Source organism: Stenotrophomonas sp. 24(2023), from assembly GCF_030913365.1.
Lineage (GTDB): Bacteria > Pseudomonadota > Gammaproteobacteria > Xanthomonadales > Xanthomonadaceae > Stenotrophomonas.
Window position 1 is genome coordinate 402,424 of record NZ_CP133160.1, and the last position, 25,187, is coordinate 427,610.

Here is a 25,187-nt window from a genome sequence, read left to right on the forward strand (position 1 = left end):
ACCTTTTCCCTTAATAATCCGTAACCTGCCGCCGTTTGTTCTCGTCAGCCGGCAGAAATGGCCTGCAAGTCGCCCCCTTCCGGGAGCCGGGCGAGCCATTCGCGACCCGCATCGCTGCTGGCGGTGAGACGCGCGCGGCGCCCCTGTCCCTCGATGGACAGCGCAACCACCAGATCGGTCGGCGGCAGGGCACCGGCGCCCCGCTCGGGCCACTCCACCAGCCACAACACGGCACTGCCCTCGTCAAGGCCCAGGAAATCCAGCTCGCCGGCCTGGCCGATGCGGTACAGGTCCAGGTGCCAGGCCTCGCCACCACTGGCCAGCGGGTAGCGCTCGACCAGCGTGTAGGTCGGGCTGCGGATCGGCCCCTGCACCCCCAGCGCTCGCAGCAGGGCGCGTGCGGTCGTGGATTTACCGGCGCCCAGGTCGCCACGCAGTTCCACCAGCGCCTGCGCCGGGCGCGTCTGGGCCAGCCATTGGCCGAGCACGCCGGTCTGGTCGGCATCGGCAAGGAAGAAGTCGGTCATGTTCAGCGGTCCGGGTTGGCCAGCCGCCGCAGGGGCGCCAGCAGGTCGGTGGGAAGCAGGCCACGTGCGCCGTCGGCAGCCGCCACGTCGCCGGCCATCGCGTGCAGCAGCGCGCCGGCGGCAGCGGCATCGAAGGCTGACAGGCCCTGTGCGCGCAGGCTGGCGATGATGCCGGTCAGCAGGTCGCCCATGCCGCCCACGGCCATGCCCGGGTTGCCGGCGGCAATCAGCCGTGGGCATTGCCCTGGCGCTGCGACGATGCTGCCGGCGCCCTTGAGCACCACCACCGCGTGGTAGCGGTCGGCCAGTGCCTGTGCACTGCCGTAGCGATCGGCCTGGACGGCCGACGTCGTGGTAGCCAGCAGGCGTGCCGCTTCGCCCGGGTGCGGGGTCAGCACGGCATCGGGCATGGCATGCGGATCGGCGGCCAGCAGGTTCAGCGCATCGGCATCGACCACCAGCGGCCGGCCACCACCGTGCAGCCGGGCCCACAGCGCCTGGGCCCATGCGTCCTGGCCCAGGCCTGGGCCCACCGCGACGACCTTCGCCCGCGCCAGCAAGGGTGCCAGCGCATCGCCGTCTTCCAGCGCATGGGCCATCGCCTCCGGCAGCCGGGCCAGCAGCGGCCCGACGTGGGCCTGCCGCGTGCCGATGCTGAGCAGCCCGGCACCAGCGCGCAGCGCGGCTTCGCCCGCCAACGCGATGGCCCCGCCGCTGCCGTGGTTGCCCCCCAGGCAGAGCACGTGGCCGGATTCCCCCTTGTGGGTATTGGCGCGCCGTGGCGGCAGCAGCGCGCGCAGGCGCTCACCGCCCCAACGCTGTGCCCGGGGCGATATGCCCTGCCAGGCCGCGTCCGGCAGTTCCAGCGGGGCCAGCCTGCGCTGCCCGGCGTACTCCAGCGCATCACCGGTGAACAGCCCGCGGTGGTTGGCGATGAACTGCAACGTGACCGTCGCGCGCACGGCCACGCCCGGCACGCTGCCACGGTCGGCGTCCACGCCGCTGGGGACGTCCAGGGCCAGCACCGGCACCTGCGCGGCATTGATCGCCGCGACCAGCGCCTGGCCAGCCTCGTCCGGCGCCCGGCTCAGGCCCAGCCCGAACAACGCATCGACCACCAGGTCCGCATCGGGCAGGCACTGGCCATCGAACGCTACGGTGCTGCCACCTGCCGCCTGGTACTCACGGGCCGCGCGCTGTGCCAGCCCGGTCGCCGGTGGCTTGCCCGGCACCGTCACCACCTGTACGGCGCGCCCGGCCCGTACCGCGTGGGTGGCCAGCACGTAGCCGTCGCCACCGTTGTTGCCGGCGCCGGCGACGATGCACAACCGGCGGGCGTCGGGCCATTGCTGCTGCAGGCACTGCCAGGCCGCCAGCCCGGCCTGGGCCATCAGGTCCCACCCATCCTCGCCCAGCAGCGCGGACGCGCGTGCATCGAGGGTGCGCGCGGCCGCCGAATCGAACAGGAGGGAAAGATCGAGCATGCAGGGATTTTATACTGGCCCCATGTCAGCCGTACCCATCACCGTCGATCCTGCCTGGGCCGTGGCCCGCATCCGCGCGCTGGCGCGCGCGCACGGCTTCCAGCGTTGCGGCATCGCCGGCATCGACCTGGCCGAGGATGAGGCACACCTGGCCGACTGGCTGGGCCAGGGCCTGTACGGCACGATGGACTGGATGGCCCGCCACGGCACGCTGCGCGCGCGCCCGGCCGAACTGCTGCCCGGCACCGTGCGGGTGATCTCGGTGGGCATGGACTACAGCCACAAGGACGACACCGAAGCCTGGGCGACCCTGGCCGACCCCGGCCGCGCCTATGTGGCGCGCTACGCGCTGGGCCGCGATTACCACAAGCTGATGCGCAGCCGCCTGCAGAAGCTGGCCACGCAGATCAACGATGAAGTGGCACCGCTGGGCTACCGCGTCTTCGTCGATTCGGCACCGGTGCTGGAACGTGCCCTGGCGCGCAACGCAGGGCTGGGCTGGATCGGCAAGCACACCTGCCTGATCGACCGTCACGGTGGCTCCTGGTTCTTCATCGGCGAGATCTACATCGACATCCCGCTGCCGATCGACGCGCCGGCCACCGCCCACTGCGGCACCTGCACGCGCTGCATCGATGTCTGCCCGACCCAGGCCATCATCGGCCCGCAGCGGCTGGATGCGCGGCGCTGCATTTCCTACCTGACCATCGAACACGACGGGGCCATCCCCGAGGACATGCGGCCCCTGATGGGCAACCGCATCTACGGCTGCGACGACTGCCAGCTGGTCTGCCCCTGGAACAAGTTCGCCAGACGCACCGACGAAGCCGACTTCCGCGCGCGCAACAACCTGGATACGGCACGACTGGACCAGCTGTTCGCCTGGGACGAGGCCGAGTTCCTGCGCCGCACGGAAGGCAGCCCCATCCGACGCAGCGGCCATGAACGCTGGCTGCGCAACATCGCGGTGGCACTGGGCAACGCACCGGCCTCGGCCGAGGCACGGGCCGCCCTGCATACCCGCATCGACGATCCCTCGCCACTGGTGCGCGAGCACGTGCAGTGGGCGCTGGCCCAGCACGCCGCGCGCTGACGTGCGATCCTGAGCGCCCGTTCGACCTGCCGCACGCCGTACCCATGCAGCCACGCAACAACGACGTCCTCACTCCCAGCCAGCTCAACACCCTGGCCCGCGACCTGCTGGAAGGCAGCTTCCCGGCGATCTGGGTCGAAGCCGAGCTGGGCAGCGTGGCGCGGCCTGCTTCCGGGCACCTGTACTTCACCCTGAAGGACGCGCGCGCCCAGCTGCGCGCGGCCATGTTCCGGATGAAGGCGCAGTACCTGAAGTTCGTACCGCGCGAAGGCATGCGTGTGCTGGTCCGCGGCAAGGTCACCCTGTACGACGCCCGTGGCGAGTACCAGATGGTGCTGGACCACATGGAAGAAGCCGGCGAGGGTGCGCTGCGCCGCGCTTTCGAGGAACTGAAGGCGCGCCTGGAGGCCGAGGGGCTGTTCGACCCGGCACGCAAGCGGCCGATGCCCGCCCACGTGCAGCGCCTGGCGGTGATCACCTCGCCCACCGGCGCCGCCGTGCGCGACGTGCTGAGCGTGCTGGCCCGCCGTTTCCCGCTGCTGGAAGTGGACCTGCTGCCGACCCTGGTACAGGGCAGCACCGCCGCCGCGCAGATCACCCGCCTGCTGCAGGCCGCCGATGCCAGTGGCCGCTACGACGTGATCCTGCTGACCCGCGGGGGCGGCTCGCTGGAAGACCTGTGGGCCTTCAATGACGAAGCCCTGGCGCGTGCGATCGCCGCCAGCGGCACGCCGGTGGTGTCGGCGGTGGGCCACGAAACCGACTTCAGCCTGAGCGACTTCGCCGCCGACCTGCGCGCGCCGACGCCGTCGGTGGCGGCCGAACTGCTGGTGCCCGACCAGCGCGAACTGGCCCTGCGCCTGCGCCGCACGGCGGCGCGGATGGTGCAGTTGCAACGGCACACGATGCAGCAGGCGATGCAGCGTGCCGACCGCGCCCTGTTGCGGCTGAACGCGCAGAGCCCGCAGGCACGGCTGGATGCACTGCGCCAGCGCCAGCTGGATCTTGGCCGCCGCCTGCATGCCGCGTTCAACCAGCAGCAGGAGCGCCGTGCGGCGCAGCTGCGCCATGCCGCTGCCGTCCTGCGTGGCCACCACCCGCAGCGGCAGCTGGATGAAATGCAACGCCGCCTCGGCGCCCTGCGCACGCGCCCACAGGCCGCACTGCAACGCCTGCTGCAACGTGATGCACTGCGCCTGCGCGGGCTGGCGCGTTCGCTGGAGGCGGTGAGCCCGCTGGCGACGGTGGCGCGCGGTTACAGCATCCTCACCCGCAGCGATGACGGCACGCTGGTACGGCAGGTGGGGCAGGTACAGCCTGGCGATACGCTGCAGGCGCGCGTCGGCGACGGCGTGATCGACGTGCAGGTCAAGTAGAGGGGTGTTCGGCAGGGCTGCGCCCTGCACCTGCAGAGGCTTCAAGCAACGGCCGAAGCAACAGCCAAAGCGGCTCTGGATTGCTGGTGGCTTGGCGGGGCGGTGTGGCTGTGCAGGACACGCCGTAAACCCATCCATGGGGGCTCGATGGCGCCATCCATGGCGCCAACGGTCCTGCACAGCCACACCGCCCCACCCTCAACAGTTTCCGGGTGACGGTCGGCAGATCCACGCCATGCGTGGATGAATCTCTTTCAGATATCGAATCAATTCGGGGTCAGATCCGTTTTCCTGCGGAAAACGGATCTGACCCCAAGCGCCATTCCGACAGATCGCGGACGGCGGGGTGGGTCCGGTTGTGGGGGCGTGAGCCGCATGGATGCGGCGACCGAGCCTACATGGACGTATTTACGGCGTCCCCCGCAACCGGACCCACCCCGCCATCCCACGGAATGCACGCTGTTGCTGTTGCTGTTGCTCTGGCTTCGGCAGGTGCAAGGCTGCAAGCCCTGCCGAACACCCACTACTTTGCCTGCTCGCAGAACTTCTGCCGGTACTCGAGTGCCTTCGGCATCAGCGCCTGCAGGTTCTGGATACGCGTCCCCGGGTTCGGGTGCGTGGAGGAAAACTCCGGCGGCGACTGTCCGCCACTGGCCTGGCCCATGCGCTGCCACAGCGGGATGGCCTCGCGCGGGTCGAAGCAGGCCGCGGCCGCCAGCATCAGCCCGACCTCATCGGCCTGGGTTTCATGGCTGCGCGCATAGGGCAGCAGGTAGCCATAGCCCATCGCCGACATCATCATCTGTTGCTGCTGTGCATCCATGCCACTGGCCGCGCCTGCCATCTGCCCGATCTGGGTCAGCTTCTGCTGGGCCATGCGTTGTGCACCATGCCGCAGCAACGCATGGGCGATCTCATGGCCCATCACCACCGCCATCGCATCACGCGTGCGCGCCACCGGAACCAAGCCGGTATAGACGGCCATCTTGCCGCCGGGCAGGCAGAACGCATTGGCCTGGTCGGAAGGAATCACATTCACTTCCCACTCGAAATCACGCGAAAAATGCGCCGGCTGCACGCCATGTTCCTGCGCCAGCGCGGTTTCCACCACGTCCACCTTGGCGATCAGCCGCTGGGCGATGTCGCGCACGTCGCGGGAAATATCCGCCGAGGGATCCAGCGGCCGCTCCTGCGCGAGGATCTGCTGGTAGGCCTGCAGGCCCAGGGCCTTCTCCTGGCGGGCATCCAGCGATGCATCGATCAGCACCTTCTCGCCCGTGTACGGGTCCATCGTCCGGTTGGACAACCAGTAGAAGGCCGCGTAACCGGCAAATGCCAGCAGCACCCACCAGCGGACGTTGCCGAACAGGCCACGGCGCGGCGCACTGTGCTGCGGCGAACGGGAAAACGGATCGTTGCGCATCGGCGGAAAGTCCCGGCGGGCCCCGCCGGTGGCGGGCACGCCGCCATCTTAGTGCGGCCCCGGGCCGCTGGGGTGAAAGGCTGGCGGCCCGGCTCAGATCCCCCGCACCACGCGGAAACCGATGCGCGCCGAGGTGGTATCCGAATCCTGCGACTGCCGCCACGCTGCACGGCTCTGCTCGGGTGCGTTGGCCCAGTTGCCACCGCGGATGACGCGGGCACGACACCCCGGGTTGTACCAGGAGGCCCCGTCGGAAGGGGCGCGCCGGTAGCTGGCATGCCAGCAGTCGGAGACCCATTCGCTCAGGTTGCCGGCCATGTCATGCAATCCCCACGCATTGGGCTGGAACGTCGCCACCGGTGCCGGGCCCCACCAGCCATCCCGATAGCCCACGAAGGCGTTCTGCCAGTGCCGTCCCGAGGGCGATACATCGCCGCTGCCGGTGAAGTTGCCAGCCCCCGGCGGCGGCGTTCCGGCATCGCCCCAGGGGTAGCGGCCACTGCTGCCCGCACGCAGGGCGTATTCGAATTCGGCCTCGCTGGGCAACCGGTAGGAACGCCCGGTCTGCTCGGTCAACCAGTTCGCATACGCTTCCGCATCACGCACGCTGACATGCATCACCGGCTGGTTGCCCATGGCACGGGCACCGTCATAATCCGAGCGCCAGTCCACCCCGCTGCGGCGGATGAAGTTGCCACTACGCTCGTCATAGACCACCGAATGCCCGCGCCGGGTGGCGCGCGGGCGCGCATTGGTGGCTTTCACGAACCGTTCGAAATCCGCCACCGTCACTTCGGTGATCGCCAGCGCGAAGCCGCGCTCGAAGCGCACGTAATGGGCAGGGCGCTCGGCATCGGTGGCCCCCGGCTCGGTATCACCGGCCCCCATCTGGAAGCCACCGTGCGGCACCACGATCATCTGCGGGCCCCGGCCACCGTCACGCAGCGCATCACTGAACACCTGGCCGGGCCTGAAGCTGCCGTAGTGCGTGGCCAGGTCGATGCGTTCGCGCAGCTCGGCCACCACGCTGTCGCCCGGCAGGGCAATGCGCAACGCCTCGGCCAGCTTCTCACGGGCCGGCTTGAGCCCCTGCGGCGTGGCCAGGTCGCGCAGGCCACCATCGCGCAGCTGCACCAGGGTGGCGGCGCGGATGGCTTCGATGCGCTCGAAGGCATCGGCAATGGTCGGCGAGGAATCGCGCACCTTGCTGGCTTCGGCCAGCCAGGCGCCAGCAGCGGCGAAATCGCGTGCACGCGCCGCATCTTCGGCACGCCGGATCAACCCGCTCTCAGCGGCGGCCAGCCCCTGCCGCGCACGCACGCTGGCCGGATCGAGCTGCAGCGCTTCGCGGAAATTGACCAGGGCCCCATCACCATCTTCACCGATGCGCCCGGCGCGCAGATCGTCTTCACCGGCCCGGTTGTAGGCCACCACGCGCTGGGCACGCTCCACCCGGCCCTGCAGCGCGCGCACGTTTTCATCATCCGGTGCCAGGGTCAGCAGCACCAGCGCCATCTGCCCGGCTTCCACCAGCGCCTCGCGCTGCTTCAGCGGGCGTACCAGCAGGGCATCGACCTGCCGCCGCAGGTACTGGCGGGCACGCAGCAGGCCTGCACGGGCCTGGCGGTCATCGGCGGCCTGTTCCTGCACCGCCAGCCACAGCGGAATGGCCGACTCGGGGCTGGCATACAGGTCATCACGCTGGAAGGCCTGCTGCGCCGCATGCCGCAGCTGCGCCAGCGTGCGCCCCTGCCGGTCGACCACCGGTGGCGCCCAGCGCTGCACGTCCTCTGCCGCATCCTGCCCGGCAATGGTCACCCGCCCCGCGCCATCATCTGCGGCGGCCTGTGCCGGGCCATCGGCATCGGCCTGCGTCACCGGCGGCCCCTCCTCGCCCTTCCCCGCCCCGACCGGGGCCTGCGCGGCCGGCGAGCAGCCCAGCAGCGCCAGCGCGAGCAGGGCACAGGGCACGGATGGCAACGGAAAACGCAAGGGAACCCTCCTTCGGTACGGGCGCGGACCGACGTTAGGCTATTCTCCCCTGCCTGAGCAAACCCGAGTAGCAGGCCCTGACCCGTGGCAACCTGGATCACCACCCCCGCCGAGCTGGACACGTACTTCCAGCAGCGACCGGCCCGCATCGGCCTGGACACCGAATTCATCCGTGAACGCACCTTCTGGCCGCAGTTGGCGCTGGTGCAGATGGCCGTCGGCGATGACATCCTGCTGATCGACCCGCTGATTCCCGGCATGACCGAGGCACTGGCGCCCTGGCTGGCCGATGAATCGATCATCAAGGTCATGCACAGCGCCAGCGAAGACCTGGTCGCCTTCAAGTGGGCCTGCGGCGTGCTGCCGCGCCCGCTGTTCGACACCCAGATCGGTGCCGCGCTGGCCGGCATCGGCGCCGGCATGGGCTACCAGAAGCTGGTGGCCGAGATCACCGGGGTGACGCTGGCCAAGGGCGAAACCCGCTCGGACTGGATGCGCCGCCCGCTGTCGGAAGCGCAGCTGCAGTACGCCGCCGACGATGTGGAGCACCTGTTCGCGCTGCACGATGCGATCAGCAGCAAGCTCGATGCCCTGGGCCGTCAGCAGTGGCTGCACGACGATGGCGAGCGCCTGCTGTCCAGCGTGGCCAACGATGAAGACCGCTGGCCGCACCTGGCAATGCGCTCGGCGCAGTTCCTCGATGCCGCCGCACAGCGGCGCCTGCTGCGCCTGCTGCGCTGGCGCGACGGCCAGGCACGCAGCAGCGACCGCCCACGCAGCTGGATCCTGGACAACGAACTGGCGGCCACCCTGGCGCGCACGCCCCCGGCCGATGAAGCCGCGCTGGCCAAGCTGTTCGAGCAGTTCCCGAAGGCCCCGCGCAAGCTGGCCGGCGCGGTCTGGCAGGCGCTGTCCACACCGCTGGACGACGAAGCCGGTGCACCACTGGCAATGCAGGCCAGCGATGCCAACAAGCAGGCGCTGAAGAAGCTGCAGGATGCCGTTGCCCAGCGCAGCCGCGAGCTGGACCTGGCCGATGGCGTGCTGGCCTCACGCAAGCATCTGGAAGCCTATCTGGAAAGCCGCCAGTGGCCCGCCGCGCTGGCTGGCTGGCGCCAGCAGGAACTGGAAGCGCGGCTGCAGCCGCTGCTGCCATCCCGCTGAGACCTGCAGGGGCACCACGAAAAACGCCGGGCAATGCCCGGCGTTTTTCTGTGGGGTCGCCCCCGCTGGAGCGCCAGGCGGCCGTGCCGCCCGGCCCTCGCCGGCCTTACCAGTTCATGTTCAGCGAGACACCCACGGTGCGCGGTTCGTTGTACACCGCCGCCATGTAGTTCTCGATCACGCCCTTGAGGTTCTTCTCGTTGGTGATGTTGCGCGCGAACAGCGCCACTTCGTAGGCACCGTAATTGCCCGAATAGCCGACCTTCAGGCCACCCTCGAAGTCACCCTTGGAGTTGAATTCCTTGGTGTCATACAGCACGAAGCTGGTATAGCCCTGCTTGTTCCAGTCGGTGGACACGAACATGGTGCCCGCATCGCTGACCGGGAAGTCGTAGCGCGCCGCCAGGTTCACCGTGTACTTCGGCGCGTTCGGCAGCGGGTTGCCGTCGATCTGCGCGAAGGTGTTGGCACCGACCTTGATGGTCGGGTCATTCACGGTGCACACCACCACGCCGTTCAGGCCGCAGACCTGCGCGTAGACGCGCTTGTCCTTGATCTCGCTGTGCAGCAGGCTCAGGCCGGCACTCAGGGTCAGGTTCGGGATCGGGCGCAGTTCCAAGTCCGCTTCCAGGCCGTAGGCCTTGGCCTTGTCCGCGTTGAACAGCACACCGTTGCCGTCCGAATCATTGCCGTTGAGCTGGATGTCCTTGACCGTGTAGGCGAAGGCGGTGGCATTCAGGCGCAGGCGGTTGTCCCACAGGCTGCTCTTCACGCCGGTTTCCCAGGACAGGATCTTTTCCGAGTTGGCGGTGGTGAAGTCGGCGTTGAACACCGCCGAACGGCCCTGGATGGTCGGGCCACGGAAACCGCTGGCCACCTTGGCGTACACGCTCACGTTCTGGGTGAGCTGGTACATCGCGCTCAGGTCCCAGCTCGGGGTGGTGTCGGACATCTTGACGTCGGTGCGGCCCTTGTAGGTCACCACACCGGCAGCGGTGTCGGCGGTCTTCAGCAGGCGGGTGTGCTTCTCATCGTTGGTCTGGCGCACGCCGGCGGTCAGGGTCAGCTTGTCGTTGACCGCATAGGTCACCTGGCCGAAGCCCGCCCAGGAGGTGTTCTTGTTGCGCAGGCGCACCCAGTTGTTCGGGTTGCGGGCCGCGCCCTGCAGGAACCACGCACGCTGGTAGAAATCGGTGGTGTCGGCGCCGTTGAAGTAGAACAGGCCGGCCTGCCACTGCAGCGGGCTGTCGGTGTGGCTGGCCAGGCGGAATTCCTGGGTCCACTGGTCCAGGTCGCGGATGCGGCCCATGGACTGGCCGTAGCCATTGGGCACGCCGTTGACCGGGAAGTTTACCGCCGCGCCACCGTCGGTATCGCCACGGCTGTAGCCGGAGGTGGTTTCGTAGGCGGTGATCGAGGTCAGGTCGATCGCACCGAAGTCGTAGCGGGCCTTCACCGAACCGCCGTAGGTCTTGTAGGCCTGCGGATTGTTGTCGGCTTCGTCGTAGGCGACCTTGTCGCGCGGCACGTCGGTCTGGTTCGAGCCCTTGGTCAGCGCGCCGCGCAGGAACAGGGTCGAGGTACCGCTGTAGTCACGCGCGTGGGCCGAGGCCAGGATCGAGAACTGCTCGCTGGGCTTGAGCAGCAGCTGCGCGCGCACGTTGCGGTCGTCGAAGCCGCCCATGGCGTTCTTCTTCGGGCTGACCGTACCGTCGGCGCTGGGGCCGGTGTAGGTGTTGTCGACGTAGTCGTCGCGGTGCTGGTACAGGGCCGACACGCGGAACGAGGCGATGTCGTTGATCGGGCCACCGAAGCCGCCATCGATCGACACGCTGTTGTAGGTCGCGTAGCTGGCGCTGACGCGGCCGGTGTACTCGTCGGTCGGCTTGAGGGTGTCGAACTTGATGATGCCGGCGGTGGTGTTGCGGCCGAACAGCGAACCCTGCGGGCCGCGCAGCACTTCAACCTGGTCCACGTCATAGACCGGGTTGGACTTGAGCACCACGTGTTCCAGCACCACGTCGTCCTGGATGATCGACACCGGCTGCGAGGCACCCAGGTAGAAGTCGATGTTGCCCAGACCACGGATGTAGAAGCGCGGGAAGATGCGGCCGGTGGTGGTTTCGGCGTACAGGCTCGGCACGCGGCCGGACAGCGCCAGCAGGGTGTCATCGCCACCGGCGGTGTAATCGCGCATGCGCTCGCCCTGCACCACGCCCACCGACACCGGCACTTCCTGCAGGTTCTGCTCGCGGTGCTCGGCGGTCACGGTGATGGTGTCCAGCCCGGTCGGGGTCGGCGCGGCATCCTGTGCCGAAGCGGCGAAGCTGCCCACCAGAGCCAGGCCGGCACAGGCCAGCGCCAGCGGATGGCGGCGGAAGGAAATGAAGGAGGACGACACACCCGGCAGACGACGGGAATGGGATTGGGAAGGCATGGAAAGCTCTGAGGAGGCGTCCGTGCGGCCTGCGCGAGCCGGGCGGTGGAATGGGTGGAAACACTGCGCAGGCTCAATTATCACCCAAGTTGTTACGATTTCGTTGCACGACCCTCCCGCGGCAGCGAATCGGCCGGTTCCAGCACAGTCGGCGCCGACGGCCCGGACCTGGGAGGCTGCGGACTTGGCAAGCCGGGCATCGCTTGGGTAGACTGCAGGCCTGCCGTGGGGCCATAGCTCAGCTGGGAGAGCGCGTCGTTCGCAATGACGAGGTCAGGAGTTCGATCCTCCTTGGCTCCACCACTTCATACCGCAGAAAGCCCCGGGCTCTCCCGGGGCTTTTTGTTTGCGCCGCACTCAGTCCGTCCCCTGCCCGCCGTCCTTGCGCGCCGGCCGGCGGGTGTTCGCATCGTGCACCTGCTGGTCACGCTGCCCCGGCCGTTGCCGGGCCACCTGCTCCTGCTTCCGGTCCTGCCGGCTCTCCTGCACGCCCTCGCTCTTGCCCGGCGAGGCGTCACCCGCAGTGCCCGTGTGACGCTGGCTCATGACACGTTCTCCTCCTGGCGCAGCGGGGTGCCGGCCTCGTGCAGGCATGCTGGAATGCGGCAGGTAATGCGCCGGTGGGGCTGCCGCGAACAACGCGTGCAGGCGCGCTTGCGGCCGTCATCGCGCACCGCCCACAATCGGCCCTCGATCTTCACAAGGAAGTGCCATGATCCGTCTGCCGTTGCTGCTGTCCGCCCTGCTGCTGACCGTGGGCTGCGCCCATCGCCCGGCCATCCAGCCACCGCCTGCAGGGGCCATCAGCACGACCGAAGCGGTGCGCGCGGCGCAGGATGATCCCCGGCGTGGCATCACCGGTACGTTCGCGGTGACCGTGCAGGCCGTCGGCCAGGGCGACGGACACATCTACCTCAACAGCGAGCGCGACTACCGGCACCCGCTCAATGTCACTGTCGTGCTGGATGCCGCGCTGCGGCCGGAAGTGCTGGCCGCGTTCGGCCAGCCACCGGAACTGCTGTACAACCACAGACTGCTGGTCCGCGGTACAGCACGGCGGGTGCGCATCGATTTCGTCAACGATGGTGTACCCAGCGGCAAGTACTACTACCAGACGCAGATCCAGGTCAGCCGCATCGGGCAGCTGCAGCCGGCGCCGTGACCCTCCGCAGGATGCTGCCGCTGCAGCTGGAGGCGGCCGACGGCTCCATCGCCGTCGGCCCCCTGCCCCTGCGCATCGGTGCGGCCCTGACGCCTGCCCAGGCCGGCGAGGCGTTCGCCGGCCTGCTGCGCGCGCCCCGTGACCTCGGCAACGGCTACCACTGGCTGCATCTGCAGGGCCTTTCGCTGCAGGGCGTGCCGGCCGGTGCCGGCCTCTGCTTCCATGGCCGGTCGCTGCGGATGGTCACCTTCGGCGTCCACCTGCCTGGCGCACCGCTGCAGGATGGCTGGCCCACGCAGGCCGCCATCGATGCCGAAGTAGCGTTCATGCGGCGCGTGCTGGGCACCGCGCTGGGCCGCCCGCTGAGCGGCGGCCACGCGCGGTTCGACTGGGGCCAGGCCTGGGCGCGGTTCGACCCCAAAGGCTTCATGGCCTCCAGCGGGCTCCGCTACGGACACGACTGAGCCCTTCAGCGTCACTCAGGTGCGGCAGATCGATACCCCACCCTCCACCCGCAGCGCACTGCCGGTAACGAAACTGCTTTCATCGCTGGCCAGGAACAGCGCGGCATTGGCGATTTCCTCCGGTTCGGCCATGCGCTTGAGCGCATGCAGCGAACGCACGAAGGCGCGTGCGTCCTCGCTGGCGGCTGCCTGCCGGCCCATCTCGGTATCGGTGCCACCGGGCAGCAGCACATTGCTGCGGATGCGCTGCGCGCCGTACTCGGCGGCGATCACCTGGTTCAGGCCGATCAGGCCGGCCTTGCTGGCGGCATAGGCCGCCATGCCGGGCATGCCCGCGGTGTGCCCGACGAACGTCCCCACGAACACCAGCGAACCACCGCCACGCGCCAACAGCGCCGGCAGCTGCGCACGCGCGGCCAGGAACGCGGACGTCAGGTTGGTCTGCAGCACGGCGTGCCAATCGGCCTCGTCCAGCTCGGCGGTGAGCGAAGCGGGCCCGAGCATGCCCGCATTGTTGATGGCGATGTCCAGCCCGCCAAAGGTGGCCTGCGCCGCATCGACCAGGTGCTGGGCGGTGCCGGCGGCGGCAATGTCACCGGCGCAGGCCAGCGCACGCCCACCGGCCGCCTCGATCTGCGCCACCACGTCCTGCAGTGGCCCGGCGCGCCGCGCGTTGAGTACCACGGCTGCACCTTCAGCAGCGAAGCGTAGTGCGCAGGCACGGCCGATGCCCGCACTGGCACCGGTGATGAGAGCGGTTTTTCCTTGCAGACGCATGTCGACTCCGGGACGTTGAGAAGGCCGCAGAATGCCGCCGCACGTATGGCGCCCGCACTCCGTTTCCGGTCACCCCCGCAGTGCAGGAACCGGAGTTTCCGGCACGGGCCCGCGTGCCAGAATCCCCCCATGGATACCTCCCTGCCCCCTGCCATCGATGCCCGTGTCGAGCGGGTCTGCCGCCACCTGCAGCAGGCTGCCGAAGAACCGTCACTGCAGGCGCTGGCCAGGCTGGCCGGATGCAGCCCGACCCGCCTGCACCGGCTGTTCAAGCAGGCCATCGGCCTGACCCCCAAGCAGTACGCCGCAGCGCTGCGCGCGCAACGCCTGCGTGATGGGCTGGACAGCCCCGCCAGCATCACCGATGCGTTCCATGAGGCGGGCTTCGGGTCCAGCGGCCGCTTCTACGAAAACGCCCCGCGCCTGCTGGGCATGACCCCGGGGCGCTGGCGTGCCGGTGGCCGTGGGGAAACCCTGCACTTCGCCATCGGCCAGAGCTCGCTGGGCAGCGTGCTGGTGGCCAGCAGCCGCACCGGCGTGGTGGCGATCCTGCTGGGCGACGAGCCGGAACCGCTGCTGCATTCGCTGCAGCAGCGGTTCCGCCACGCCGAACTGATCGGTGCCGACCCGGCCTACGAGCAGCGGGTCGCGCAGGTGATCGCGCTGGTCGAAGACCCCGCCCGTGGCTTGGCGGTGCCGCTGGATATCCGCGGCACCGCCTTCCAGCAGCGCGTCTGGCAGGCCCTGCAGCAGATTCCGCACGGGCAGACCGCCTCCTACGCCGACATCGCCGCGCGGATCGGCGCGCCGCGGGCCACCCGTGCCGTGGCACGGGCCTGCGCCAGCAATCCGCTCGCGGTGGCCGTGCCCTGCCACCGCGTGGTGCGGCGCGATGGCGATGTGTCCGGCTATGCCTGGGGCGTGGCCCGCAAACGCGAACTGCTGCGTCGCGAAACAACCGCCAAGGCCTGATCGGCAGCATCGGGCCCTGCCCGGTGGATGCTCAATCCAGCTGTACCACCAGCTTGCCGAAGTTGCGTCCCTGCAGCAGGCCGAAGAATGCCTCCGGTGCATTTTCCAGCCCCTTCACCACATCCTCGCGGTACTGGATGCGGCCATCGCGCAGCCACTGCGCCATCTGCGGCTCGAACGCCGCGAACAGGTGGTTGAAGTCGGTGATGATGAAGCCGCGCACCGTCAGCCGCTGGCGCAGCACCTGCGCGAACAGCGGTGGCAGGCGGTCCAGGCCGGGCTGCGCCACGCCATGCGCGTTGTAGGTGGCGATGGTGCCGCAGACCGGAATGCGGGCAAAATCATTGAGCAGCGGCAGCACGGCATCCAGCACATGGCCGCCGACATTCTCGAAGTACACATCGATGCCATCCGGCACGGCCGCACGCAGCTGCGCGGCGAAATCCCCGGCACGGTGGTCCAGCGCCACGTCCACGCCCAGTGTTTCCAGGTAGGCACGCTTGGCCTGCCCCCCGGCGATGGCCACAACGCGCGCACCCTGCAGCTTGCCCAGCTGCGCGACCGTGGCACCGACCGGGCCACTGGCGGCGGCCACCACCAGTGTTTCACCCGGCTGCAGCTTGCCGATCTCGTGCAGGCCCGCATAGGCGGTGAAGCCCGGCATGCCGTGCACGCCCAGTGCCAGGCTGGGCGGCAGCCCCTGCGGCTGCAGGTGACGGCTGATGCTGGCAGCATCGGCCACCGCATGGGTCTGCCAGCCGCCACTGGCCAGCACGAGATCGCCGGCGGCCAGGCCGTCGGCACGCGACTGCAGTACCTCGGAAACGGTAGCACCCACCATCACCTCACCCAGCGCCACCGGCGCCGCGTAGGACCGGCCCTCGTCCATGCGTCCACGCATGTACGGGTCGAGCGACAGATAGCGGTTGCGCAGCAGGACCTGGCCCGCTGCCAGCGCGGGCAGCGCCGCTTGTTCCAGGCGGAAATCCGTGGCCGTTGGTGCGCCCTGCGGGCGCGAGGCCAGCACGATGCGGGTGGTGGTGGTCGGGGAGGAAACGGACATGTCCAGTTACTCTGCTGTTGCCAGCGTCAACGAAGGAAGGCCGACAGTACGCCACGCCGCTGTGGACGGGCCGGCGGCGAAAACAGCGTTTCACCGCCTGCGCGAATCGCGGCACGGCCGGGCCTTGTCGCAGCGCTTTTGCGTACGCCGGCGGCCTGCTGATTTCCGTCATCGGCGACGCTGGAGGCCACGCCCGGGTGCCCTGCAGGTGAATCATCGTTCATGCCGGCATCGGCTCCCCATGCCCCTGCATCACCACGCAGGATCAAGCACTTGCACCGCCACTGCCCTGTCGCAGACGGAAATGTGAAGGTTTTTTGCCAAAACGCTTGCCGAACCTCGCCGGCGTCCGTAATATGCGCGTCCTCGGCAGCGACATCGCTGCAACGAAACAAGTGGCCGAGTAGCTCAGTTGGTAGAGCAGGGGATTGAAAATCCCCGTGTCGGCGGTTCGATTCCGTCCTCGGCCACCACGTTCGAAGACCTGCAGAAATGCGGGTCTTTTTTTTCCGGCAACCGGTGCGCATGCACGGCAGCCCGCACAATCCGGCCGAGTAGCTCAGTTGGTAGAGCAGGGGATTGAAAATCCCCGTGTCGGCGGTTCGATTCCGTCCTCGGCCACCACCTTTCGAAGACCTGCAGCGATGCAGGTCTTTTTTTGTGCCCGCGGCCTGCACGCGCTGACGATTCATTTACACGCCCCCGCACGCCTCGCCCTAAGCTCAACGGCCCCGGAAGGAATCCTGCGATGCGCCCGCTCCCTGCCCTGCTCGCCTGCCTGCTGCTGTGCCCGGCGCCCCTGATGGCCGCGGCACCGGTACAGGCGGTCCCCGACCTGGACATCGACCGCTACGCTGGCCAATGGCATGAGATCGCGCACCTGCCGGTGTCGTTCCAGAAGAAATGCGTGGCTGACGTCACCGCCACCTACAGCCTGCGCAGCGAAGGCCGCATCAGCGTGCACAACGCCTGCCGCACCGCCAGTGGCGAACGCATCGCCGCCGATGGCATGGCCCGCCCGGTCACCGGCCACCCCGGGCAGCTGCAGGTCCGTTTCGCGCCGGACTGGCTGGGCTGGCTGCCGCTGGTCTGGGCCGACTACTGGGTGATCGCACTCGATGCGGACTACCAGTGGGCGATGGTGGGGGGGCCGGACCGGAAATACCTGTGGATCCTGGCCCGCGAACCGCACCTGGACCGGCAGGTGTTCGAACAGCTGCGCCACCGTGCCGAGGCCATGGGCTATGACCTGGCCCCGCTGCGGATGATGGCGCCGCTGACCGGCGATCCCGCGCCCTGAGCCGCCGCCGGGCTGCTGCACAGCAGCATCCAATCCACCATACGCCATAGTATCCTTCTCTCAACGCACCCCTGACCGAGGACCTGCGCCCATGCTCCGCCGCTTCCGAACCGCTCTGATTGCCGTGTCCCTCCTGGCCCTGGCCGCCTGCAGCAACGGCGTGGTCAAGCGCGTTTCCGAACCCGCCGCGAGCCTGCAGCAGCTGACCGTGCAGGCCGATGGCCGCTGGAGCGTGGCCCTGCGCCTGCAGAACTTCAGCTCGATGCCGATGACCTTCGACGACGTCTCGCTGGCCCTGACCGTCGGCGACACCGACGCCGGCACCCTGCAGGCCAAGCCCGGCATCTCCATCGGTGGCGTGTCCGCCGATGTGATCACCGTGGACCTGCAGCCCAGCTCGGCCGCCCGCCTGGTGGTGGCCGATGCACTGGCCAGCAACCGCACCCTGGCCTACGGCCTGAAGGGCTCGGTGGCCGCCACGCCGGAAGAGAAGAAGCAGCGCACCTTCGACATCAGCAGCCGCAGCACCCTCAACCAGGCCCCCGGCCTGCCCGGCGTGCTGCGCTGACACCCGCCCTCCCCTACCCGCCCCTGATCGAGACGTACCCGATGAGCAGCTACACCGCACCGCTTTCCGACCTTCGTTTCGCCCTGCACGACGTGCTCAAGGTGGAACCGCTGTTCGCCCGCCTGGGCTTCACCGACGCCACCGCCGACGTGGTCGATGCCGTGCTGGAAGAAGCCGGCCGTTTCAGCGGCAGTGTGCTGGCACCGCTGAACAGCGTGGGTGACGAGATCGGCTGCGTGCTCGACCAGGCCAGCGGCGAGGTCACCACCCCGCCCGGCTTCAAGCAGGCCTACGACCAGTTCGTCGAAGGCGGCTGGACCGGCCTGACCGCCGCGCCGGAACTGGGCGGCCAGGGCCTGCCGCACACCCTGGGCGTGCCGCTGAACGAAATGATCAACGCCGCCAACCTGGCCTGGGGCAACTTCCCGCTGCTGTCGCATGGCGCGATCGAAGCCCTCAAGCAGCATGGCGAAGCCTGGCAGCACGAGGCGTTCCTGAAGCCGCTGATCGAGGGCCGCTGGACCGGCACCATGTGCCTGACCGAACCGCACTGCGGCACCGACCTGGGCCTGCTCAAGACCAAGGCCGAACCGAACGCCGACGGCAGCTACGCGATCACCGGCACCAAGATCTTCATCACCGCCGGCGAGCACGACCTGACCGACAACATCGTGCACCTGGTGCTGGCCAAACTGCCCGATGCACCGGCCGGCGCCAAGGGCATTTCGCTGTTCGTCACCCCGAAGTTCAAGGTCGACCGCGACGGCACGGTCGGGGAGCGCAACGCCCTGCGCTGCGGCTCGATCGAACACAAGATGGGCATCAAGGGCTCGGTCACCTGCGTGATGAACTTCGACGGCGCCCAGGGCTATCTGGTCGGCCAGCCGCACAAGGGCCTGCAGGCGATGTTCACCATGATGAACACTGCACGCCTGGGCGTCGGCCTGCAGGGCATCGGCCTGTCCGAGCGTGCCTACCAGAACGCGCTCAAGTACAGCCGCGAGCGCCTGCAGTCGCGCGCGCTCAGCGGCGCGAAGTTCCCGGACAAGCCGGCCGACCCGATCCTGGTGCACCCGGACGTGCGCCGCATGCTGCTGACCATCAAGTCGCTGGTCGAAGGCAGCCGCCTGCTGGCCCTGTACGCCGCCACCCTGATCGATGTCGCCCACAGCGCCGATGACGCCGCCGAGCGCGAGCGTGCCGATACGCTGGTCAGCTTCCTCACCCCGATCTCCAAGGCCTGCCAGACCGAATGGGGCATCGAGAACACCTACAACGCCCTGCAGTGCTTCGGCGGCCATGGCTACATCCGCGAGCACGGCATGGAGCAGCTGGCCCGCGATGCCCGCATCACCACCCTGTATGAAGGCACCACCGGCATCCAGGCGCTGGACCTGATCGGCCGCAAGACCGCCGCCAGCCAGGGCGCCGGCCTGAAGCTGTTCCTGGCCGACGTGGAAGCCTTCGCCAAGGCGCATGAGGGCAACGAGGCGCTGGCCGAGCTCATCGGCCCGCTGCGCGCCAAGGCCGCCGAATGGGGGGCGCTGACGATGGATGTGCTCAAGCGCGCCGCCGCCAACCCGGACGAACTGGGCGCAGCCAGCTACGACTACCTGTTCTATTCGGGTTACGTGGTGCTGGCCTACTGGTGGGCACGCAGCGTCGCGGCCGCCGATGCCAGCGCCCAGACCGAAGGTTTCAAGCAGGCCAAGCGCGAAACGGCCCGCTTCTACTTCGCCCGCGTGCTGCCGCGCACCCTCGGCCATGCCGCCGCCCTCCAGGCCGGTGCCGCCCCGCTGATGGCCATGGACGACGAACGCTTCGGCACCTGAGCCGGGCTGCGCCCGGCACCCGCAGAGGCAACGTCAACGGCAACAACTGGCTTACTGGCGGATGGCGGGGCGGTGTGACCTTGCAGGACACGCCGTAAACCCGTCCTTGGGGGCTCGATGGCGCCATCCATGGCGCCAACGGTCCTGCAAGGCCACACCGCCCCGCCTCTGAAAGTGTCCCGCGGCTGGTAGATCCACGCCACGCGTGGATAAGGGCCCAGACCCCCACCATGTATCTGGAGGAGAGCCCCCCTTTGTTAAGGGGGGCGCGCCGACAGGCGCGGGGGACAGGAAGAATGCGCGGACCCGAATCATTGCGATTTGTGTGTCGCCCACGGGCGATACACAAATCGCAATGATTCGGGTATAAGCTGTTCTCCCGATGGAGACAGACACTACACGCTTGGGTCTGATCGAAGCCGGAGCCTGCCTTTCTGCTCCGGGCGCCGAGGCATCGCCCAACGTCACCCCGCTGCATCGCCCCGGCACGGTCCGGCTGCTTTCCCTTGATGCCCACGGACGCGTACTGGACTGGATCACCTGGCAGGATGCGGCGTGCCTGTACGCCCGCGATGCGGTGGCCTGGACGCTGGGCGACCCCTGCCTGCACATCCATGGTGGCACCAACCGCTTCAGCGGCCTGCGCAGCGGCATGGACCTGCACCCGATCATCGCCGCGCGCGGCCATGCCCGCTCACGCGCACTGGACCCCACGCCGAACCTGACCAACCAGGCCCTGTTCGCCCGCGATGCCCACCTGTGCCTGTACTGCGGCCAGCAGTTCAACCGCCCCGCCCTGACCCGCGACCACGTCATGCCGCTGTCCAAGGGGGGGCTGGACTGCTGGGAAAACGTGGTCACCGCCTGCTTCCACTGCAATTCCCGCAAGAGCGACCGTACCCCCCAGCAGGCCAACATGCCCCTGCTGGCCGTGCCCTACCGGCCCAGCTGGATCGAGCACCTGATCCTGTCCAACCGCAACATCCTGGCCGACCAGATGGCGTTCCTGAAGGCCCAGCTGCCCAAGCGTTCAAAGCTCTTCGCCTGAACGCACCCGCCGGCAACCCTCACCGTCCTGTCACGGGCGACGGCGTTTGCTTGCCCCACCCCCGTTTGAGGGCGAAAATGGGCGTTCAGAACAAGTGCGAACATGATGATCGACTCCGCCCGCTATCCCCGCCTCGCGCGCATCCAGACGCCGGATGACCTGCGCACGTTCGACGAATCCGAACTGAGGGCGGTCGCCGATGAACTGCGCGCCTACCTGATCGAATCGGTCGGCAAGAGCGGTGGCCACTTCGCCGCCGGCCTGGGCGTGATCGAACTGACCGTGGCCCTGCACTACCTGTACCAGACCCCGGTCGACCAGCTGGTCTGGGACGTGGGCCACCAGACCTATCCGCACAAGATCCTCACCGGCCGCCGCGACGAGATCCACACCGTCAAGCAGAAGGATGGCGTGGCGCCGTTCCCCAAGCGCGAGGAGAGCGAATACGACACCTTCGGCGTCGGCCACTCGTCCACGTCCATCTCCGCCGCGCTGGGCATGGCCATCGCCCGCCAGGCCGAAGGCGACGAGCGCAAGGTCGTGGCGGTGATCGGTGACGGCGCGATGACCGCCGGCATGGCGTTCGAAGCGCTGATGCATGCCGGCGGCATGGACCCGGAACCCAACCTGCTGGTGATCCTCAACGACAACAACATGTCGATTTCCGAGGCCGTCGGCGGGCTGACCAAGATGCTCGGCCGTGCCACCGGCAGCCGCACGCTCAATGCGCTGCGCGAAGGCGGCAAGAAGATCCTCGGCGACAAGAAGAACAACCCGGCACGCTTCGTGAAGCGCTGGGAAGAACACTGGAAGGGCATGTTCGTGCCCTCCACCCTGTTCGAGGAAATGGGCTTCCACTACACCGGGCCGATCGACGGCCACGACCTGCCGGCCCTGCTGTCCACGCTGAAGACGCTGCGCGCCTCCAAGGGCCCCAAGCTGCTGCATGTGATGACCACCAAGGGCAAGGGCTACGAGCCGGCCGAAGGCGACCAGATCGGCTACCACGCCGTGGGGCCGTTCGACCCGGACAAGGGCCTGGTGGCCAAGCCCGGCGCGAAGAAGCCGACCTATACCGATGTGTTCGGCGACTGGCTGTGCGATGCCGCCGCCGCCGAGCCGCGCCTGTACGGCATCACCCCGGCCATGCGCGAAGGCTCGGGCCTGGTGCGCTTCAGCCGCGAGTACCCGCAGCGCTACTTCGACGTGGCCATCGCCGAGCAGCACGCGGTGACCCTGGCCGCTGGCATGGCCACCCAGGGCGCCAAGCCGGTCGTGGCGATCTACTCCACCTTCCTGCAGCGCGCGTACGACCAGCTGGTGCACGATGTGGCCATCCAAGAGTTGGACGTGCTGTTCGCGATCGACCGCGCCGGCGTGGTGGGCCCGGATGGGGCGACCCATGCGGGCAACCTGGACCTGAGTTTCCTGCGCTGCGTACCGAACATGGTGGTGATGGCGCCGTCCAACGAAGCCGAGTGCCGGCAGATGCTCAGCACCGGCCTGCAGTACGCCGGGCCGGCGGCGGTGCGCTACCCGCGCGGCAGCGGCACCGGCGTGGCCGCCGGCAGCGACCTGTCCACCCTGCCGATCGGCAAGGGCGAAGTGCGCGTGGCCGGCAGCCGCGTGGCGCTGCTGGCCTTCGGCAGCACGGTCGCCGCCGCCGAACAGGTGGGCCGCGAGCTGGGCCTGAGCGTGGTCAACATGCGTTTCATCAAGCCGCTTGACCGCGACCTGGTGCTGGACATCGCCGCGCGCCACGACGCGCTGGTGACCATCGAGGACAACGTGGTGGCCGGTGGCGCCGGTTCCGCCGTGGCCGAGCTGCTCAATGCCGAGGACGTGCTGCGCCCGTTCCTGCACCTGGGCCTGCCGGACAGCTACCAGCATCACGCCAGCCGCGAAGACCTGCTGGCCGAAGCCGGTATCGATGCCGCCGGCATCCGTGCCGCGGTGCTCGCGCGCTGGCCGGCACTCGCGGCCGGTACCCCGCCACTCAGCGCCGCGAGCTGAGACCCCTGATCCACGCATGGCGTGGATCTACACCTGCGCATCTACGCGTGGCGTGGATCTACAACTGGTAGAGCCAGGCCATGCCTGGCTGCACGACATGCCGACCGGATCGCATCCACGCATGGCGTGGATCCATAACAGGCACATCCACCAGTAGAGCCAGGCCATGCCTGGCTGCACGACATGCCGACCGAATCGCATCCACGCGTGGCGTGGATCCATAACAGGCACATCCACCGGTAGAGCCAGGCCATGCCTGGCTGCACGACATGCCGACCGGATCGCATCCACGCGTGGCGTGGATCCATAACAGGCACATCCACCGGTAGAGCCAGGCCATGCCTGGCTGCACAACATGCCGACCGGATCGCATCCACGCATGGCGTGGATCTTCACCGGCACCGTCCAACCCCGGGCGGTCAACCGTAACTGACGGCTTCGACGAACGCGCCGCTGGCTTCGACCCGCACCGCAGCGCGTTGCCCGGTATCGGTGAAGTGCAGCCGTGCCAGGGCATCGGCAAAATCGAAGGCACGCGCACCGTCGCGGAAATCGACCGGTTCAGCCCTGTCCGGGTGCAGCACGCGCCATTGGCGCCGCTCGCATTGCAGACGGATCAACATGCGTACCCGCTCCTTGGCTGGCCTATCGTCAGGGGCGCGACCATCGGGCCGAATACGGCACGAATGGTCGCGGCAGCCACGATAGTCAACCCGAGCGACCCACTCCATCAGATTTCTCTGATTTGCAGCTCAGGAGGCGCCGCGACCTCAGCGCACCTGGAACTGCCCCCGGCAGCCGCCATCCACCCAGACGCCCCGGCTGTCCCAGCCCCAGGTCTGTCCTTCGATACAGGCCGTACGCGACTCCTGCCGGATCAGCCGGGCCTCCCGGCGGATGCTGACACGGCACTGGTTCCAGCGGTTCTTGTTGGAATCGCAGCTGATCACCTGTGCGTCGTCACGCCAGCCTCCCCGGCCCTCCCGGCCCCGGCGGTAGTCGCCGATGAATTCCGCGCGGCAGCCCTGGGTCACCCATACGCCCCGGCGTGATGCGCCCCAGTTCTCACCTTCCACGCAGGGCGTGTTGGACAGCTGCCGGATCAGCCGCGGGCGGCCCTCCAGCGCGCATTCACTGCTGCGGCCACCATTGGATTCACAGCGCACGATGCCCGGGTCACCCCGGCCGCCATAGCCGTTGTCACGGTAGCCATCGCCGTAGCCATAAGCCTGTGCCTGTGCCACGCCGGCCACCGCCATCAGCGGCAACAGCAGGCAGGCCGTGCGGTGCCAAGCGGATCCCTTGCCCATCGAATGCTCCTGGTCGTTCTGGTGCTGCAAGCATCCGGTATTGCCGGGCCGGCGCACAGAGGCCGCGCACTTTGCGGTTTTCCCGCATTCAACTTGCCGGCGCGAGGCTGACCGGGGGACCGTGGCAGAACGCACGGCATGGCTTCCGGCACTGCCGCAGGGGCATGGCGCTGGATACGCGACGCCCGGCCTGCTGCCGGCCGGCCCGGCAACGGAACAGGGTTGCCGCTGCACGGCAGGCTAGTGATGCACCAGCCCGCATTCACTGCCGTTGACCAGCCCCTCCCCGAGCAGGCAGGCGAACAGTTCTGCCTCGTTGTGCACGCCCAGCCGGCGCATCGCTGAAAGGCGTTGCCGGCTGATGGTGCTGACTGTCCGGCTCAGGCGCGTGGCGATGTCCGTAATGGAATCCCCGGCGGCATACAGGCGCAGTACCTCCAGCTCCTTCGGCGACAGGCTGGCCAGCCGGTCACGGTGGCCGGACGGGCTCAGCCGCTCGACCAGCCGCCCGTCGATGAAGACAACGCCGGCCCGGACCTTCTCGATGGCGTCCAGCAGTGTCCGCGGATCGCCGCCCTTGTCCACGATCGCCCGCACGCCCGAGCGGAGCGCCAGGTGCAGCGACGAGGCATTGGTGAACATCGTCATCAGCACAACCTGCACGCCCGGGTACCGGCGCTGCAGGGTATCGAGCATCGTGTGGCCATCCGGCAGGCGGCACCCGGGCATGCAGAAATCAGTGACGACCATCTGTACGCCGCCCTCCCCCATCAAGTGGAACAGCTCCTGGGGGCAGCGTGCTTCCCCCACGATGCTGTACCCGCCCCGTAGTTCAAGCACCGCGCGTATGCCCACCATCACAACAGGATGATCGTCGGCAATTACTATCCGGATACTCATAAAGGATTATTGACACGCCTCTTCATTGAACATGGCGAGGCGATGCTACGAACGCCATCGCGCGAGCGTCAATGCAAGAGATTGCATTTGAAATCTTTCCGATTCCGCGCACGTATTCACGCATTTCCCAGTATTTGCATAGACCTCGCGCACGGCGAATGGTCAGCTAGCACCCCGCAGCGCACATATCGCCGCACCCCACCCTGGAAGGCCCCCCTGCCACGCAGATGCGTTTTTTCTGCGCGCGGCAGGCGCACATCCTTTTCATCACGTCCCTACGCG

Annotated in this window: 22 protein-coding genes and 3 tRNA genes; 14 read left to right on the forward strand and 11 right to left on the reverse strand. The window is 68.4% G+C overall.

Annotated features, from left to right (window positions below; genetic code table 11):
- Positions 1-44: 44 nt before the first annotated feature.
- Positions 45-527 carry a tRNA (adenosine(37)-N6)-threonylcarbamoyltransferase complex ATPase subunit type 1 TsaE gene (gene tsaE / locus Q9R17_RS01820; protein WP_308156764.1) on the reverse strand — a complete coding sequence of 161 codons (483 nt, stop codon included), beginning with the start codon at positions 525-527 and terminating at the stop codon, positions 45-47.
- Between the two features lie 2 nt (positions 528-529).
- Positions 530-2,011 (reverse strand): NAD(P)H-hydrate dehydratase, encoded by a 1,482-nt coding sequence (locus Q9R17_RS01825; RefSeq protein WP_308156765.1) that lies wholly within the window; start codon positions 2,009-2,011, stop codon positions 530-532.
- Positions 2,012-2,033: 22 nt separating this feature from the next.
- Between Q9R17_RS01825 and queG the strand changes: the two genes are divergently transcribed.
- Positions 2,034-3,104, forward strand: coding sequence for a tRNA epoxyqueuosine(34) reductase QueG (gene queG / locus Q9R17_RS01830; protein ID WP_308156766.1), 1,071 nt, complete (start codon positions 2,034-2,036; stop codon positions 3,102-3,104).
- Positions 3,105-3,148: 44 nt separating this feature from the next.
- A complete protein-coding gene (xseA, locus tag Q9R17_RS01835; RefSeq protein ID WP_308156767.1) occupies positions 3,149-4,480 on the forward strand; it encodes an exodeoxyribonuclease VII large subunit in 1,332 nt (443 codons plus the stop codon).
- 523 nt (positions 4,481-5,003) lie between these two features.
- Here the strand turns inward: xseA and Q9R17_RS01840 are convergent.
- The gene (locus Q9R17_RS01840) at positions 5,004-5,903 is read right to left on the reverse strand and encodes a M48 family metallopeptidase (RefSeq protein WP_308156768.1); all 900 of its coding nucleotides are present in this window, start codon (positions 5,901-5,903) and stop codon (positions 5,004-5,006) included.
- A 93-nt stretch (positions 5,904-5,996) separates the two neighbouring features.
- Positions 5,997-7,895 carry a formylglycine-generating enzyme family protein gene (locus tag Q9R17_RS01845; protein WP_308156769.1) on the reverse strand — a complete coding sequence of 633 codons (1,899 nt, stop codon included), beginning with the start codon at positions 7,893-7,895 and terminating at the stop codon, positions 5,997-5,999.
- Between the two features lie 84 nt (positions 7,896-7,979).
- Here Q9R17_RS01845 and rnd point away from each other — a divergent pair, with 84 nt between their 5' ends.
- A complete protein-coding gene (gene rnd / locus Q9R17_RS01850) occupies positions 7,980-9,059 on the forward strand; it encodes a ribonuclease D (protein WP_308156770.1) in 1,080 nt (359 codons plus the stop codon).
- 106 nt (positions 9,060-9,165) lie between these two features.
- On the opposite strand, the gene Q9R17_RS01855 is transcribed toward rnd, so the two are convergent.
- Positions 9,166-11,496, reverse strand: coding sequence for a TonB-dependent receptor (locus tag Q9R17_RS01855; RefSeq protein ID WP_308156771.1), 2,331 nt, complete (start codon positions 11,494-11,496; stop codon positions 9,166-9,168).
- A gap of 227 nt (positions 11,497-11,723) precedes the next feature.
- Between Q9R17_RS01855 and Q9R17_RS01860 the strand changes: the two genes are divergently transcribed.
- Positions 11,724-11,799, forward strand: a tRNA-Ala gene (locus Q9R17_RS01860).
- A gap of 54 nt (positions 11,800-11,853) precedes the next feature.
- Here the strand turns inward: Q9R17_RS01860 and Q9R17_RS01865 are convergent.
- Positions 11,854-12,042 (reverse strand): hypothetical protein, encoded by a 189-nt coding sequence (locus tag Q9R17_RS01865; RefSeq protein ID WP_308156772.1) that lies wholly within the window; start codon positions 12,040-12,042, stop codon positions 11,854-11,856.
- Between the two features lie 166 nt (positions 12,043-12,208).
- On the opposite strand from Q9R17_RS01865, the gene Q9R17_RS01870 reads away from it, so the two are divergent.
- Complete coding sequence (locus tag Q9R17_RS01870; protein ID WP_308156773.1) at positions 12,209-12,658, forward strand: hypothetical protein; 450 nt, start codon at positions 12,209-12,211, stop codon at positions 12,656-12,658.
- A gap of 11 nt (positions 12,659-12,669) precedes the next feature.
- Positions 12,670-13,122, forward strand: a complete 453-nt coding sequence (locus Q9R17_RS01875; protein ID WP_308158403.1) for a hypothetical protein — start codon at positions 12,670-12,672, stop codon at positions 13,120-13,122.
- A 15-nt stretch (positions 13,123-13,137) separates the two neighbouring features.
- Here the strand turns inward: Q9R17_RS01875 and Q9R17_RS01880 are convergent, their stop codons facing one another.
- Positions 13,138-13,899, reverse strand: a complete 762-nt coding sequence (locus Q9R17_RS01880) for an SDR family oxidoreductase (RefSeq protein WP_308156774.1) — start codon at positions 13,897-13,899, stop codon at positions 13,138-13,140.
- 129 nt (positions 13,900-14,028) lie between these two features.
- Between Q9R17_RS01880 and Q9R17_RS01885 the strand changes: the two genes are divergently transcribed.
- The gene (locus tag Q9R17_RS01885; RefSeq protein ID WP_308156775.1) at positions 14,029-14,871 is read left to right on the forward strand and encodes a methylated-DNA--[protein]-cysteine S-methyltransferase; all 843 of its coding nucleotides are present in this window, start codon (positions 14,029-14,031) and stop codon (positions 14,869-14,871) included.
- 31 nt (positions 14,872-14,902) lie between these two features.
- Here the strand turns inward: Q9R17_RS01885 and Q9R17_RS01890 are convergent, their stop codons facing one another.
- On the reverse strand, positions 14,903-15,934 hold the full coding sequence (locus Q9R17_RS01890) for an NADP-dependent oxidoreductase (protein WP_308156776.1): 1,032 nt from the start codon (positions 15,932-15,934) through the stop codon (positions 14,903-14,905).
- Positions 15,935-16,331: 397 nt separating this feature from the next.
- On the opposite strand from Q9R17_RS01890, the gene Q9R17_RS01895 reads away from it, so the two are divergent.
- The 7 genes from Q9R17_RS01895 (at position 16,332) to dxs (ending at position 22,695) form a co-directional block, all read left to right on the forward strand.
- A tRNA-Phe gene (locus tag Q9R17_RS01895) sits at positions 16,332-16,407 on the forward strand.
- Positions 16,408-16,482: 75 nt separating this feature from the next.
- Positions 16,483-16,558: transfer RNA gene (locus tag Q9R17_RS01900), tRNA-Phe, on the forward strand.
- 124 nt (positions 16,559-16,682) lie between these two features.
- Positions 16,683-17,234 carry a lipocalin family protein gene (locus Q9R17_RS01905; RefSeq protein WP_308156777.1) on the forward strand — a complete coding sequence of 184 codons (552 nt, stop codon included), beginning with the start codon at positions 16,683-16,685 and terminating at the stop codon, positions 17,232-17,234.
- A 91-nt stretch (positions 17,235-17,325) separates the two neighbouring features.
- The gene (locus Q9R17_RS01910) at positions 17,326-17,802 is read left to right on the forward strand and encodes an LEA type 2 family protein (protein WP_308156778.1); all 477 of its coding nucleotides are present in this window, start codon (positions 17,326-17,328) and stop codon (positions 17,800-17,802) included.
- 41 nt (positions 17,803-17,843) lie between these two features.
- Positions 17,844-19,634 (forward strand): acyl-CoA dehydrogenase C-terminal domain-containing protein, encoded by a 1,791-nt coding sequence (locus tag Q9R17_RS01915; RefSeq protein ID WP_308156779.1) that lies wholly within the window; start codon positions 17,844-17,846, stop codon positions 19,632-19,634.
- A 382-nt stretch (positions 19,635-20,016) separates the two neighbouring features.
- Complete coding sequence (locus Q9R17_RS01920; protein ID WP_308156780.1) at positions 20,017-20,682, forward strand: HNH endonuclease; 666 nt, start codon at positions 20,017-20,019, stop codon at positions 20,680-20,682.
- 105 nt (positions 20,683-20,787) lie between these two features.
- The gene (gene dxs / locus Q9R17_RS01925; protein WP_308158404.1) at positions 20,788-22,695 is read left to right on the forward strand and encodes a 1-deoxy-D-xylulose-5-phosphate synthase; all 1,908 of its coding nucleotides are present in this window, start codon (positions 20,788-20,790) and stop codon (positions 22,693-22,695) included.
- A gap of 419 nt (positions 22,696-23,114) precedes the next feature.
- On the opposite strand, the gene Q9R17_RS01930 is transcribed toward dxs, so the two are convergent.
- The 3 genes from Q9R17_RS01930 to Q9R17_RS01940 form a co-directional block, all read right to left on the reverse strand.
- Positions 23,115-23,318: a hypothetical protein gene (locus tag Q9R17_RS01930; RefSeq protein WP_308156781.1), complete on the reverse strand. Its 204-nt coding sequence runs from the start codon at positions 23,316-23,318 to the stop codon at positions 23,115-23,117.
- 147 nt (positions 23,319-23,465) lie between these two features.
- On the reverse strand, positions 23,466-24,005 hold the full coding sequence (locus tag Q9R17_RS01935) for a DUF3011 domain-containing protein (protein ID WP_343238765.1): 540 nt from the start codon (positions 24,003-24,005) through the stop codon (positions 23,466-23,468).
- 240 nt (positions 24,006-24,245) lie between these two features.
- Complete coding sequence (locus Q9R17_RS01940) at positions 24,246-24,905, reverse strand: response regulator transcription factor (protein ID WP_308156783.1); 660 nt, start codon at positions 24,903-24,905, stop codon at positions 24,246-24,248.
- Between the last annotated feature and the right edge of the window lie 282 nt (positions 24,906-25,187).